Source organism: Subtercola endophyticus, from assembly GCF_021044565.1.
Lineage (GTDB): Bacteria > Actinomycetota > Actinomycetes > Actinomycetales > Microbacteriaceae > Subtercola > Subtercola endophyticus.
Window position 1 is genome coordinate 3,506,704 of sequence record NZ_CP087997.1, and the last position, 13,070, is coordinate 3,519,773.

Here is a 13,070-nt window from a genome sequence, read left to right on the forward strand (position 1 = left end):
ACGATCATCCACTACCGAGGAGAGACAGTGCGTATTGCAGTAACCGGCGGATCAGGAAAGCTCGGCTCGACCGTCGTCGCGTATCTGCGCGAAGCGGGTCACGAGGTGTTCAACCTCGACGTGAAGGGCGCCCGTGAGTACGGCACGATCCGCGTCGATTTCACGAACTACGGCGAAACGGTCGATGCGCTGATGGGCGTGAACGACCGCTACGACGGGCTGGATGCCCTGGTGCACTTGGCCGCGATACCGGCGCCGAGCATCCTCAGCGATGTCGCGACCTTCGACAACAACATGGTGTCGACCTTTCATGTGCTGCAGGGCGCCAAGCGTGCCGGAATCAAGAACATCGTGGTCGCCTCGAGCGAGACTGTTCTGGGGCTGCCGTTCGACGTGCCGCCGCCCTACATTCCGGTCGACGAGGAGTATCCCGCCCGCCCCGAGAGCGTCTATTCGCTCACGAAGCACCTCGAAGAGCAGCTGGAGATCGAGCTCACGCGCTGGGATCCCGACCTGAAGATCGTGGCCTTGCGCTTCTCGAACGTGATGTACGACGAGGACTACGCCGAGTTCCCCTCGTTCGACGCCGATGCCCGCGCCCGCAAGTGGAACATGTGGGGCTACATCGACTCGCGCGACGGCGCCCAAGCCGTCTTGAAGGCTCTCGAATGGAACGGAAAGGGCTTCGAGCGCTTCATCATCGCGGCTGCTGACACCGTGATGAGCCGCTCGAACGCGGAGCTGGTGGCCGAGGTCTTTCCCGACACGCCTATTCGCGGCGAACTCGGCGAGAACACCACGCTGCTGTCGATCACGAAGGCGCGCCGGGTGCTCGGGTACGATCCGCAGCATTCGTGGCGCGACGTTCAGTAGAGGAGAATTTGGTGATAGCGACCGCAGTGCGGTAATACAGAACACATCTGCCCCGTCTAGCGCGAAGAGAAAGCTGTGTCTGTAATGACCGATGACTACCTGGATTCCCGGCCGCGACACTGGCGCGAATGGGCTCAGCGCCCGGCGTTCGGGCTCTGGAGCTGCACCGATTCGCTCAGCGACATCGGCATGCTCGCGGGCGTCGGATTCGATTACCTCTGCGTTGATCTGCAGCATGGCATGCTCGCCCCCGCCGATCTGCGGCACGCATCACGACTGCTCAAGCCGACCTTCACCACCTGTGTCTCCCGGGTGGCCTGGAACAGGCCCGAGCTGATTATGCAGGCATTCGACTTCGGCGCCGAGCTCGTGATCGTTCCGATGGTGGATTCGGCCGAAGCGGCAGCAGCGGCCGTCGAGTGCGCCGCGTACCCGAGTGTTTCGGCGCCGAGCAGCGGCAGAGCTCCGACGAATGGCGGGGCGCGCAGCTGGGGCCCGCTCTGGCCCGACACGACGCTGCTGCCCGATGCTGCCAATTCTGCAGTCGGCTGCCTGGTCATGGTCGAAACCGCACTGGCGCTCGAGAACCTCGACGAGATCGCCGCAACACCCGGTCTGGCCGGCATCTATATCGGGCCTAACGACCTCGCCCTCAGTCTTGGGTTCGGGCGTTCGACCTACCTCGACGAGCCCGCCATCCACGATGCCCTCGATCGTGTTGCGGTGGCCTGCCGCTCGAATGGCATCATCGCAGCTCTGCACTGCTCGTCGCCCGAGATGGCAAAATACTGGGCTGACCGGGGGTTTTCTATGCTTACGAGCGGCACTGACACGTCTCTATTCGCGACAGCGGTATCGTCGCTCGCGTCTGCCCTTCGGGGCGAGCAGGTGGGTGCGCCTTCCGGGGGATATTAGACGATCATGCTCTGGTGATGAGGCCTCCCGTTTCGAGCGGGGGGCCTCATGCATTTGTATCCAACAGATTAAATCTGTCGCGAATGTCGATTTCAGCTTGTGCACCGCGCGGTCGCTGAGCACAATGATCTGTAGAACAGAATCCAGTTCTGTAATACCGAACTTACCCTCCTGAAATTCTCCTCTCTGAAAGGCGACAGCCCATGACGCGTGTAGTACACAAACACCGACTGCGAGCAGCAGCCGGCCTGGTTCTGGTGGGCGCGCTAGCGCTGACCGGATGCTCTGCCGGCGGCTCGGCGAGCAGCACTTCTTCTGCCGCGAGTTCGGTGCTCACCGTCGGTGCCTCGTCGGGCATTCCCCAGCTGAACCCCGCCATCCGAACCTTCGCGTTCGAGGAGACACTGTTTCCGCTGCTCTGGACGGGCCTGACGAAGTGGGACGCGGCCGGCAAGATCCAGCCCGACCTCGCGGCGAGCTGGACCAGCAACACCGACGCCACCTCGTGGACCTTCAGACTGAACCCGGGCGCCAAGTTCTCTGACGGTTCCGCCCTCGACGCCCAGGCTGTCGTCGACACGTTCAACTACTACCTCGACCCGTCGACTGCCACACAGGAGTCGAACAAGCTCGCCACGATCTCGTCGGTCACGGCCGTCGACCCGACCACGGTGCAGTTCACGCTCAAGGCGGCGAACGCGTTCCTTCCCGAGTCGATCACGGGGGTGCGAATGATCAAAGTGAGCGATCTCGCCGACATCAACTCCAAGCCCATCACCTCCGGCCCCTACACGGTGTCGGCTTTCACGCCGGACAGCACCGTGACCATGGTGCAGAACCCCGACTACTGGGGCACGCCCGCCAAGGTGAAAGAGATCGACCTCGTGAAGACGGCGGATTCGACGTCGGCTACCACGAGCATCCGCTCGGGTGACATCAACGTGCTGGCGGGGCTCGCGCTCTCTGACGTGTCGTCGTTCAACGGTGACAGCTCTGTGACGCTGGTCAAGCCGCAGAGTCTCAGCCAGGCGGTGACGTGGGAGGTCGACATGACCAGCGCTCCGTTCAACAATCTCGCCGCACGGCAGGCGCTCGCCTACGCGACCGACCGCGCCACGATTCTGAAGACGGCGTACTACGGTCAAGGTGTCGTTTCAGACACGAACACCATGCTCGCGCCGGACAACCCCTTCCACGCCACCGACCTGCAGTCGTACCCGTACGACCTCGACAAGGCTAAAGCGCTGTTCGCTCAGGCCGGTGTCACCGATGGATCGACGCTGACATGGTGGAGTGCATCCGCCTTTCCCGAGCAGGCGGCTGCCGGCCAGATTCTGCAGGCGTCGCTTGCGAAGATCGGCATCAAGCTCGACATTCAGACGAACGACACGGCGACGTGGGCCGCGAAGTTCTACCCCGCGGGGCAGAGCTACCCGGGTTACATCATCGCGAACTATCAGTCCGTACCTGCCTCACCGGCGTTCTCGATGAACTTCTTGCTCTCGGGTCGCTGCGAGTGCAATTGGAACAGCACCGCCTACGACGCTGCCTTCGCCTCTGCGATCGCGACGACCGACACCGCTGCTCAACAGGCCGACTGGGATGCCGCACAGAAGCTCGAGAATGAAGAGGTGCCACTGATCACACCCGTCATCTCGGCTCCGGTCGCCGCGACCTCGTCGAGCGTCTCGGGCGTCTGGCTCGAGGGTGGCGGACAGGTTCATCTCGAAGACGCCAGCGTCAACTAGCAACGAACTACTTCTTCGGGGTGTTCGGCGCCTACCCAAGGCCGAACACCCCGAAGAAGTCTCCCCTTCAACACTCCCGAGAGGAGACGCCGAGATGGCCAGAGCCGTACTCGCCCGCGTCGGCTGGAGCATCGTCATCGTGCTGGCCAGCACGGTGCTCGTTTTCGTGATTCTGCGCGTTCTGCCGGGCGACCCGGTGCTCGCACGCCTCGGCGCAAGCACTCAGATCGACCAGGCCACCCTGCAGCAGTTGCGCGAGCAGGCCGGCTTGACCGGCCCCCTCTATCAGCAGTACCTCACCTGGCTGTTTCACGCTCTCGGTGGCAACCTCGGCTCGTCGTACTTCAGCCAGCAGCCCGTCACTGACCTCATCGTGGCACGGCTGCCCGTGACGCTCGAGGTCACCGCGATTGCGGTGCTGTTCACTCTGATCATCTCGATTCCGCTCGCAGTCTGGGCGGCGGCGCAACCGAACTCGCCGGCCAACCGCATCATCGGCCTGGCCACGTCGGTCGGCATGGCGGTTCCAGTGTTCATCATCGGCATCGTTCTCATTCTGATTTTCTCGCTCGGGCTGCACCTTCTGCCAGCTCGCGGTTATGTCGCGTTCAGCGCCGATCCGGCCGAGAACCTCACCCTCATGTTCTTACCGGCGCTCACGCTCGCCCTGGTCGCTTCGCCTCAGCTCGCCCGCTTCTTGCGAGCATCGATGCTTGATCTCTGGCAGGCGGATTTCGTGCGCACCGCCGAAGGCAAGGGTGCCCCGAACCGCGTCGTGGTCGTGCGACACATTCTGCGGAATGCGCTCGTGCCGTTTCTCATTCGGCTCGGCGTCATCGTGGGTTACACCCTCGGCGGGGTCGTCGTCGTCGAGTACATCTTCGGCCTACCGGGGCTCGGATCGCTGGCTATCGATTCCGCCAACAAGCGCGACTACGCAGTGCTGCAGGGCGTGGTGCTCGTGATCGTCGTGCTGTTCATCCTGACCACCCTGGTCGTCGACCTGGTGCATCGCCTCGTCGACCCGCGACTACGAAAGCAGGCTGTTCGTGGCTAGTGTTCCTGTGCGACTCGTGCCTTCTGGGCGGTCGAAGGTGATGCGCTTCATCGCGCGCATTCCTGTCTCGGGGTGGGTCGTGATCGCGATCATCCTGCTCTGCTTTCTGGGCCCGCTCGTCATACCGTTCGGGCCGAACGACCTCGGAGTGGGTGAACCCTTCGAGACGCCGAGCGCCGCGCACTGGTTCGGCACCGACGACCTCGGCCGTGACCTGCTCGTTCGAGTGCTCGCGGGTGGTCAGATCTCGCTGACGGTCGGCATTGGTGCCACCGCGCTGAGCCTGATCGTCGGGCTGATCTGGGGCACGACCGCCGCCGCGTACGGCGGCTGGGTCGACACCGTACTCATGCGCACGGGCGACGCTGTGATGGCGATTCCGCAGATTCTGTTTGCGCTCGTCTGCGTCGCCGCCTTTCACCCCAGCGTCACCTCGATGACCCTCGTCATCGGACTGCTGCTCGCACCGACCACGGCGCGACTCGTGCGCAGTACGGCTGTCTCCGAGCTCACCAGCGACTACGTCACCGCCGCCCGGGCCACCGGAGCCGGCCGTGGGCGCATCATCTCGGTCGAGGTGCTGCCCAACATCGTTCCGCCTGTGCTCGTGCAGGCGGCCACGAACCTCGTCGAGGCGATCATGCTCGAGGCGACCCTGAGTTTCGTCGGCCTCGGCATCCAGCCGCCGGATGCCTCGTGGGGAACCTTGCTGCTGCAGGGCTACGCCAAGATGTACAACTCGATCTGGTTCATGGTGTTTCCGGCGGCGGCCATCATCGTGACGCTGGTCGCCCTCACTCTGCTGAGTGAACGACTCGGAGCGATGTTCGATCTGAAAGAGGTGGGCGAATGACCGGGAAGCCGGCAGTCTCCGTTCGTGACCTGGTGGTGTCGGTGCCGACCAGAACAGGTGTGCGCGACCTCGTCGACGGCATCTCGTTCGACGTTCTGCCCGGCCGAGTGCTCGGCATCGTCGGGGAGTCGGGAAGCGGCAAGTCGTTGACCGCACTGAGTCTGATGCGACTGCACCGCGCGCCGGTCGCCATTCGGTCGGGTTCGATCACGGTCGCCGGCGACGATGTGCTGGCTATGAGCAGAAAACGGTTGAACCGCTATCGCGGCACGTCGACCGCCATGATCTATCAGAACCCGATGTCGTCGCTGAACCCCGTTCTGACCGTCGGCGCGCAGGTCGCCGAGGCTGTGCGGCTGCACTCGAAGCTCGACCGGGCTGCGGCGCGCAGAAGGGTTGAAGAGCTGTTCGCAAGCGTCGGCATCGATCGGCCGGCCGAACGGTACGACCTCTACCCGTTCGAGATGTCGGGCGGAATGCTGCAGCGCGTCGTCATCGCGATGGCGATGAGTGGCAGCCCCTCGTTACTGATCGCTGATGAGGCCACCACTGCGCTCGACGTCACCACGCAGGAGACGGTTCTCGACCTGCTGCGATCGCTCGTCGACGGCCGGCAGATGGCCATGGTATTCATCACGCACGACCTCGCTGTGGCGTCGGAGTTCTGCGACGACATCCAGGTGATGTTCGCCGGCCGCATCGTCGAGCGGGGCACCGCCGAGCAGATTTTCACGAACCCGCTGCACCCCTACACGCAGGGACTGGTTGGTTCGCTCTGCACCCTCGACATGCCGCTCGATCGCCCGATCACCACGATGCCGGCCGACATCAGAGCGCTGAGCGAGACGATCGCGCCTATCGACCACGCCACACTGGGAGCCCGCGCATGACGAACGATCTCGTACCCGCCCCCGTCATCGTGGCCGAGGACCTTCAGCTGACCTTCGCCCAGGGCAAGCGGATGACCCGTGCCATGGATCACGTCAGCTTCACTGTCGAGCGCGGCACGACACTTGCCCTCGTGGGGCAGTCAGGCAGTGGCAAGACCACCACGGCTCGCACCATTCTCGGTCTGCAGCGCCCCGACAGCGGAGTGGTTCGCGTCTGCGGCCAAGAGGTGCACGCGCTGAAGCCCGCTGAGCTGCAGAAGCTCCGCCGGCGCATGCAGGTCGTGTTGCAAGACCCGTTCGGTCAGCTGAATCGTCGCCACACGGTGCAACGCATCATTGAGGGGCCGATGGTCGCACACGGTTACCTCGATGCCCCCGGGCGTAAGCAGCGGGCCACAGACCTGGCAGATGCCGTGGGCCTCACGCTCGCTCAGCTGGGCCGCAAGCCGCAGGAGCTGTCGGGCGGCCAGTGCCAACGTGTCGCCATCGCCCGGGCGCTCGCTGTGAATCCCGAAGTCGTGGTGCTCGACGAGGCCGTCTCGGCGCTCGACGTATCGGTGCGGGCTCAGATTCTGAATCTGCTCAGCCAGCTGCAGCGTGACATCGGGCTCACCTATCTCTTCATCACGCACGACCTGGCCGTGGCGCGGTACATGTCGCACAACATCGCGGTGATGAACGCGGGCCGCATCGTCGAGTACGCCCCGCGCGAGCAACTCTTCGCCGACCCGCAAGACCCGTACACGCGGGCGTTGCTCGCCGCCATTCCCCAGGGAATCCACCGAAAGGGGCTCGCCGATGTATGAGTCTTCCGCGCCGATACTGCAGGATGCCCGCCCGAGCGTCTCTTCGTTCACCCCGCGTGAATCGGCGATCGTCGTCGGCACGGCGGTCGTGGATATCACTCCTCCCGTGGGCATCAGGGCGCACAATTGGGGAGCGGCGCGCATCGGTCACGCCACCGGAGTGCACCGCCCTCTGACTGCCAGCGCTCTCGCTCTGCACGACACGGCCGCAGGCGCCTGGCGGTACATCGTGACGGCCGATCTCGGCTGGTGGCACAGCATCGCCGTGTATGCCGGGGTATTCGACCCGATCGCGGCAGCCCTCGACGCCACCGATCAGACCCTGCTGCTGCATCTGGTGCACACGCACGCCGGCCCGTCGCTTGCTGAGGGAGAACTCGGTCTACCCGGCAGCGAACTGGTCGAGCCGTACCGCGAACGCCTCGTCGAGCAGATCGTCGAGGCGTGCCGGGCCGCTCGCGAGGCAGCCGCCCCGCAGGTCGTGACCTGGGCCTATGGGCATTGCGACATGGCGGTCAATCGTGAGTTCGCCTGCGGTGACCGCGAGGTGCTCGCTTTCAATCCGACACGGACGGCTGACGACACCGTGGCGGTCGGTCGCGTCTCCGACTCCTCGGGGGCTGTCACGGCGGTGCTGGTCAACTATGCCTGCCACCCCACGACCCTAGCCCACGAGAACTCGCTGCTCTCGCCCGACTTCATCGGGGCGACCCGAGAACTCGTCGAACGCGTCACCGGGGCATCCTGCTTCTTCTTTCAAGGTGCCTCAGGCGATCTTTCGCCGCGCGAGCAGTACTCACCCGGCACCGACCTCGCCGACCGGCACGGTCGCTCCCTCGGTCACGCGGTGCTGTCGACTCTCGAGACGATGTCGGCGCCCTCGACTCGGCTCGAGTTCGCCGGAGTCGTCGAGTCGGGCGCCCCGCTCGGAATCTGGTACGCCGAGCCGGCGGAGGCGAACTCCGAGCAGGTGTTCCTGTCGGGCAGTGTCGAGCTGGAGTGCCGCCCGGTCGTGAGTGCGGCCGAGCTCGCCGAGCGCTGGGCGGGCATCGATCCGCTCGCGGCTCAGGAGCGCATCGCGCGCTCGCAACGCCTCGCCGACGGCTACCGCACCGGGCTGACCGCCGAGCATCCGGTGTGGGTGTGGCAGCTGGGCGACGCCGTTTTCGTCGCTCAACCCGGTGAAGCATTCTCGAAGCTGCAGCTCGAGCTGCGCGAGCGCTTCGCTGACCGGATGATCGTGGTGCTCAACCTCACGAACGGACCAGGCTTCATGTACCTTCCCCCGACCCAGACCTACGACGTCGACTCCTACCAGGTGTGGCAGACCTTGCTCGCCCGCGGAGGACTCGAGCGCGTCATCGCCTTCGCGTCCGACCTCATCGAGACGCTCCCCGCCCCGCGCCCGGTGCTCGCATGACGGCCGCAAAGGTCGCCGTCGTCACCGGCGCGGCAGGCGGCATCGGCCGGGCAATCGCCGAAGACCTGGCCCTGCACGGCTGGGCGCTGGTGCTCGTCGACACGAATGAACTCGAACTGAGCGCCGCCGAAGAAGAATTCGGTCGCCTCACGCGAGTCGCGGCCGTGGTCGGCGACGTCGCAGAGCGCGCAACTCATGTTCGCGCCGCCGACGCGGCAGCGACGCTCGGCGCGCTCGTCGGCTGGGTCAACTGCGCGGGAATCACCATTCGTGAACCTCTGCACGCCGTCACGGCATCGGTCGCCGAGCGCGTCATCGGGGTCAACCAGTTCGGCACACTGTGGGGCACAAGTGTGGCGCTCGAGCGGATGCTCGAAGCAAGCGAAGCCACGGAGACCGCTGCGGACGCCGATTCCGCCGAATCCTCTTCCGCCGTTGCCCCCGCCAACGCCGCCCGCCGCCGCACCCGTGGTGCCATCGTCAATATGTCGTCGGTGCACGCCCACAGCTCCTACGCCGAGTTCGCCGTCTACGAGATGACCAAGGCGGCTATCGAGGCCCTGACGCGCAACGCTGCCATCGCCTATGGAGCGCAGGGCATCCGGGTCAATGCGGTGGCGCCCGGAGCCGTCATGACTCCCGCGCTCGAGGCCTCGTTCGCGTCGGCCCCAGACCCGGCGGGCGCCCGGCAGGATCTCGCCGACAAGAGCGCACTCGGCCGTATCGCCGACGCGAGTGAAATCGCATCGGTGGTGAGGTTTCTGCTCTCTGACGACGCCTCGTATGTCACGGGTCAGTCGATTCTGATCGACGGCGGCTGGGCATCCATTCTCGGTCGTGACTCGACCGACCCGAGCAGGCGCCGCACCTCAGGAGGTTCCGAATGACGTTTCGAAGCAGGGCCTGGATCGACGGCGATGACGAGGTTGCGATGTCGCACCGGGTCGCCCTGCGCCTCGACGACGTCGACCGCGGCAAGCCCGTGGTGGGCATCGCCGACACCGCCAGTGCGCTGAACCCGTGCAACATCGGGTTCACCCGGCTCATCCCCGAGATCGAGCGCGGAATCCGCGATGCCGGCGGAGTGCCGGCCCGGTTTCCCGTGATGTCGCTCGGCGAAGACCTCATGAAGCCGAGCGCAATGCTCTACCGCAACCTCGTCGCGATGGAGCTCGAAGAGACGGTGCGCGCCAACCCGCTCGACGGCGTGGTCTACCTCGCCAACTGCGACAAGAGCGTTCCGGCCTCGATCATGGCGGCCGTCACGACAGATCTCCCCTCGTTGCTGCTGCTCGGCGGCGCTCGCTCTGCTCCGCTGTTCAACGGCAAACCGCTCGGAACGGGCACCGATCTCTGGCGTGCGCTCGACGAACGCCGTGCCGGGCGAATGGACGACCAGCAGTGGCTCGGCCTCGAACGCACTCTCTCGTGCACCGGCCCCGGTGCCTGCAACACCATGGGCACGGCATCGACGATGGCCATTCTCACCGAGGTGCTCGGCATGAGCCTGCCGGGAACGGCCGGGCTGGCCGCCGTCGGTGACGAACTCATGGTCGCCGCCTACCAGACCGGCGTCGCTGTGACGCAGGCTGTGCTGGCCGACGAACGGCCGGCGTCGCGCCTCACGCAGGTCTCGCTCGACAACGCGATCCGCACCCTTGCGGCGGTGGCGGGGTCGACGAACGCGGTCATCCATTTGGCGGCGATCGCGGGCCGACTCGGCCTCGATGCCGGGTTGGAGCGCATGGATGCTCTGTGGCACGACATCGATCTGCTGGCCGATGTCGAGCCGAGCGGAACTGGCCTCATCCACGACTTTCGTCGAGACGGCGGAGTTCCGGCGCTCGTGGCGGCACTCGGCGACCAGTTCGATACCAGCGCCCGGTCGGGCGACGGTCGAGCCTGGGCTGTGGCCGCGGCATCCGCCCCCCAGCCGACGGGTGTGATTCACTCGCGCACAGACCCGGTGGCGAGCGGCCCGACGCTGGCCGCAGTTTTCGGCTCGCTCGCCCCGACCGGTGCCGTTATCAAGACCGCCGCAGCGACCTCGAGTCTGCTCAGCCACACCGGGCGCGCTCTGGTCTTCGACGACTACGCCGACATGCGCGAGCGACTGGATGATGAATCCCTCGTCGTGACCGCCGAAGACGTCATCGTGGTGCGCACCTGTGGCCCGGTCGGCGTGCCGGGAATGCCGGAGTGGGGCATGGCACCCCTTCCGAAGCGGCTCGTCGAGCAGGGCGTCACCGATATGGTGCGCATCAGCGACGGGCGCATGAGCGGAACCAGTTTCGGCACCGTGGTCTTGCACGTCTCGCCGGAGTCGGCGGTTGGGGGCCCGTTGGCGCTCGTCGAAGACGGCGACCTGATCGAGCTCGATGTCGTGACGCGTCGTCTCTCGCTTCTCGTCGACGAGAGCGAACTCGAGCGCCGCCGTGCCGAATGGCGACCATCGCCGCCGCGACACCTGCGCGGCTGGCCGAAACTCTATGCCGAGCATGTGCAGCAGGCACCCGACGGGTGCGATCTCGACTTTCTGGCGGCACCGTCGCCCGAAACCCGACGCTTCATCGAGCCCGTCGTCGGCCGCTCGTGAACACCTCAATGAATGGAGCAACACCCATGACACAGCCCACGCCGATTCGGGGAGTGCTGCCCGTGGTGCAAACACTCTTCGACGACACGGGAGCCATCGATTCTGCGGCGATGGTCGGCGAGCTCACGTGGGTGCTCGACCAGGGGGTCGCGGGGCTCACCACCGGCATGGTCAGCGAGATCTTGCGCCTCACCGAGGGCGAGCGCCGGGAGCTGAGTGAGGTCGTCGTCGGTGTCGCTCGCGACCGCGGGGCGCTCAGCATCGTCAGCGCGGGCGCCGAAAGCACCCGAACCGCGGTCGCCCATGCGCGTCATGCCGAGTCGATCGGTGCCGATGCCGTCATGGCGATTCCGCCTATCTCGGTAGCGCTCGACGACAGCGAGACCTTCGCCTATTTCGCGGCGATCGCCGACGCGACCACCATCGGGCTGGTCGTGCAAGACGCGAGCGGATACGTGGGGCGGCCCCTGAGCATCGAGGTGCAGGTCGAACTCTTCGAGCGCTACAGCGACCGCATCTACTTCAAACCGGAGGCCGCGCCGATCGGCCCACGCTTGTCGGAGCTGCGCAATGCGACCGGCGGCGAAGCACGGGCCTTCGAGGGTTCGGGCGGCGCCGCGCTCATCGACAGCTACCGGCGCGGCATCGTCGGCACCATGCCGGGCACCGAGGTGTGCTGGGGAATCCAGCGCATGTGGCGCGCCGTGACCGAGGGTGATTGGGCGGTGGCGTACGCGATCAGCGGTCCGTTGAACGCGATGGTCAGCCTGCAGACCAGCATCGACACCTATGTGGCCATCGAGAAGCACCTGCTCGTGCGGCAGGGTGTCATCGCGTCTGAGGCAGCACGGCGCCCGCTCAGTTTTGTGATCGACGGCGAGACGCGGGCCGAGGTCGATCGGCTGTTCGATCAGCTGAAGGTCGTCGCACTGGAGCATGCGTGACATCTTCGGCGCGTGAGCTTCGTACGGATGCTCGCACCTGGTTCGTGACGGCCGCCGACCTGGTGGGCCCGGCTGTGCAGGCGCTGGTGGCTCGGGTGGCAAGCCCTGTAGGCGCCCGTTCGTCGGCGCTCGGCGAATCGCCGTTCTGGGACCACCGCGACGAGACGCTGTATTGGGTCGACATCGTCGGCGGCCGGTTGTGTGCCTGGTCTGGTGCGGGAGATCCGATAGAACGTCTCACAGGATGCGCCGGAATGAGCCTCGTTCGCGGTGCGAGTGACCAGAGCGGCACGGCGCTGTTGATCGCCGCACCCACGGGTGTCTCGGTGATCGGCGGCAAAGGCATCATCGAGTATGGGCGCCCGGCTTCGATGGCTGCGCAACTGCGTTTCAACGACGGCGAGTGCGACGCGTTCGGCCGCCTGTGGATCGGAACCCTCGATGACGAGGCCGCGGAGCCGGGTCGCCTCTACTCGCTCGACCCCGACGGTGGCTGGCTCGAGCACCTCCGTGACCTCGACTGCCCGAACGGAATCGGCTGGAACCCCGACGGCGTGGTCATGTATCTCGTCGAGTCGGTGAGCCGGCGAATCCTCACGGCCGATTTCGACGTGCAGACGGGCAGCCCGTCGCGGTGGCGCGTCGCCGTTCAGTTCGACCCGGCGGGGCCCTTGCCCGACGGCCTCACCATGACGGTCGACGGCGCACTGTGGGTCGCCTTCTGGGGCGGCTCCTGCCTCGTGCTTCTCGATGCGGAGGCGGGTCGTGTGCTCTCGCGCGTCGAGGTACCCACCCCGCTCGTCACGTCGACCGTCGCGGCGCGCGGCGGTATCGAGATGTTCGTGACGACCGCACGGGCTCCGGATGCGCGCCCTGACGACCTCGCGGCCGGTCGCCTCTACCGCTTCAGCTCACCGGTCGCGGGTGCCGCACAGCACCGCTTCGGCAGTCGGAGCGCTTAGCGCAGA

Annotated in this window: 12 protein-coding genes; all 12 read left to right on the plus strand. The window is 65.9% G+C overall.

Translation table 11 applies throughout. The features are described 5' to 3' along the window. The first annotated feature begins 27 nt into the window (after positions 1-27). The 12 genes from LQ955_RS16330 (at position 28) to LQ955_RS16385 (ending at position 13,064) form a co-directional block, all read left to right on the plus strand. The gene (locus LQ955_RS16330) at positions 28-873 is read left to right on the plus strand and encodes an NAD-dependent epimerase/dehydratase family protein (protein ID WP_231025539.1); all 846 of its coding nucleotides are present in this window, start codon (positions 28-30) and stop codon (positions 871-873) included. Between the two features lie 84 nt (positions 874-957). Continuing rightward, positions 958-1,788, plus strand: coding sequence for an HpcH/HpaI aldolase family protein (locus LQ955_RS16335; protein ID WP_231025540.1), 831 nt, complete (start codon positions 958-960; stop codon positions 1,786-1,788). A 203-nt stretch (positions 1,789-1,991) separates the two neighbouring features. After that, positions 1,992-3,536 (plus strand): ABC transporter substrate-binding protein, encoded by a 1,545-nt coding sequence (locus tag LQ955_RS16340; protein ID WP_231025541.1) that lies wholly within the window; start codon positions 1,992-1,994, stop codon positions 3,534-3,536. 94 nt (positions 3,537-3,630) lie between these two features. Then, entirely contained in the window at positions 3,631-4,593 is a 963-nt protein-coding gene (locus tag LQ955_RS16345) for an ABC transporter permease (RefSeq protein WP_231025542.1), read from the plus strand. Then, a complete protein-coding gene (locus LQ955_RS16350) occupies positions 4,586-5,446 on the plus strand; it encodes an ABC transporter permease (protein ID WP_231025543.1) in 861 nt (286 codons plus the stop codon). Before LQ955_RS16345 ends, LQ955_RS16350 begins: the two co-directional genes overlap by 8 nt. Then, positions 5,443-6,336: an ABC transporter ATP-binding protein gene (locus LQ955_RS16355; protein WP_231025544.1), complete on the plus strand. Its 894-nt coding sequence runs from the start codon at positions 5,443-5,445 to the stop codon at positions 6,334-6,336. The genes LQ955_RS16350 and LQ955_RS16355 overlap by 4 nt, the downstream gene beginning before the upstream one ends. Further along, entirely contained in the window at positions 6,333-7,142 is an 810-nt protein-coding gene (locus LQ955_RS16360; protein WP_231025545.1) for an ATP-binding cassette domain-containing protein, read from the plus strand. The genes LQ955_RS16355 and LQ955_RS16360 overlap by 4 nt, the downstream gene beginning before the upstream one ends. Further along, positions 7,135-8,562, plus strand: a complete 1,428-nt coding sequence (locus LQ955_RS16365) for a neutral/alkaline non-lysosomal ceramidase N-terminal domain-containing protein (protein ID WP_231025546.1) — start codon at positions 7,135-7,137, stop codon at positions 8,560-8,562. Before LQ955_RS16360 ends, LQ955_RS16365 begins: the two co-directional genes overlap by 8 nt. Beyond that, positions 8,559-9,449 (plus strand): SDR family NAD(P)-dependent oxidoreductase, encoded by an 891-nt coding sequence (locus LQ955_RS16370; protein ID WP_231025547.1) that lies wholly within the window; start codon positions 8,559-8,561, stop codon positions 9,447-9,449. The genes LQ955_RS16365 and LQ955_RS16370 overlap by 4 nt, the downstream gene beginning before the upstream one ends. Next, a complete protein-coding gene (locus LQ955_RS16375) occupies positions 9,446-11,158 on the plus strand; it encodes a dihydroxy-acid dehydratase (protein ID WP_231025548.1) in 1,713 nt (570 codons plus the stop codon). Before LQ955_RS16370 ends, LQ955_RS16375 begins: the two co-directional genes overlap by 4 nt. Before the next feature lie 26 nt (positions 11,159-11,184). Continuing rightward, complete coding sequence (locus LQ955_RS16380) at positions 11,185-12,102, plus strand: dihydrodipicolinate synthase family protein (RefSeq protein WP_231025549.1); 918 nt, start codon at positions 11,185-11,187, stop codon at positions 12,100-12,102. Further along, entirely contained in the window at positions 12,099-13,064 is a 966-nt protein-coding gene (locus LQ955_RS16385; RefSeq protein ID WP_231025550.1) for an SMP-30/gluconolactonase/LRE family protein, read from the plus strand. Before LQ955_RS16380 ends, LQ955_RS16385 begins: the two co-directional genes overlap by 4 nt. Positions 13,065-13,070: the final 6 nt, after the last annotated feature.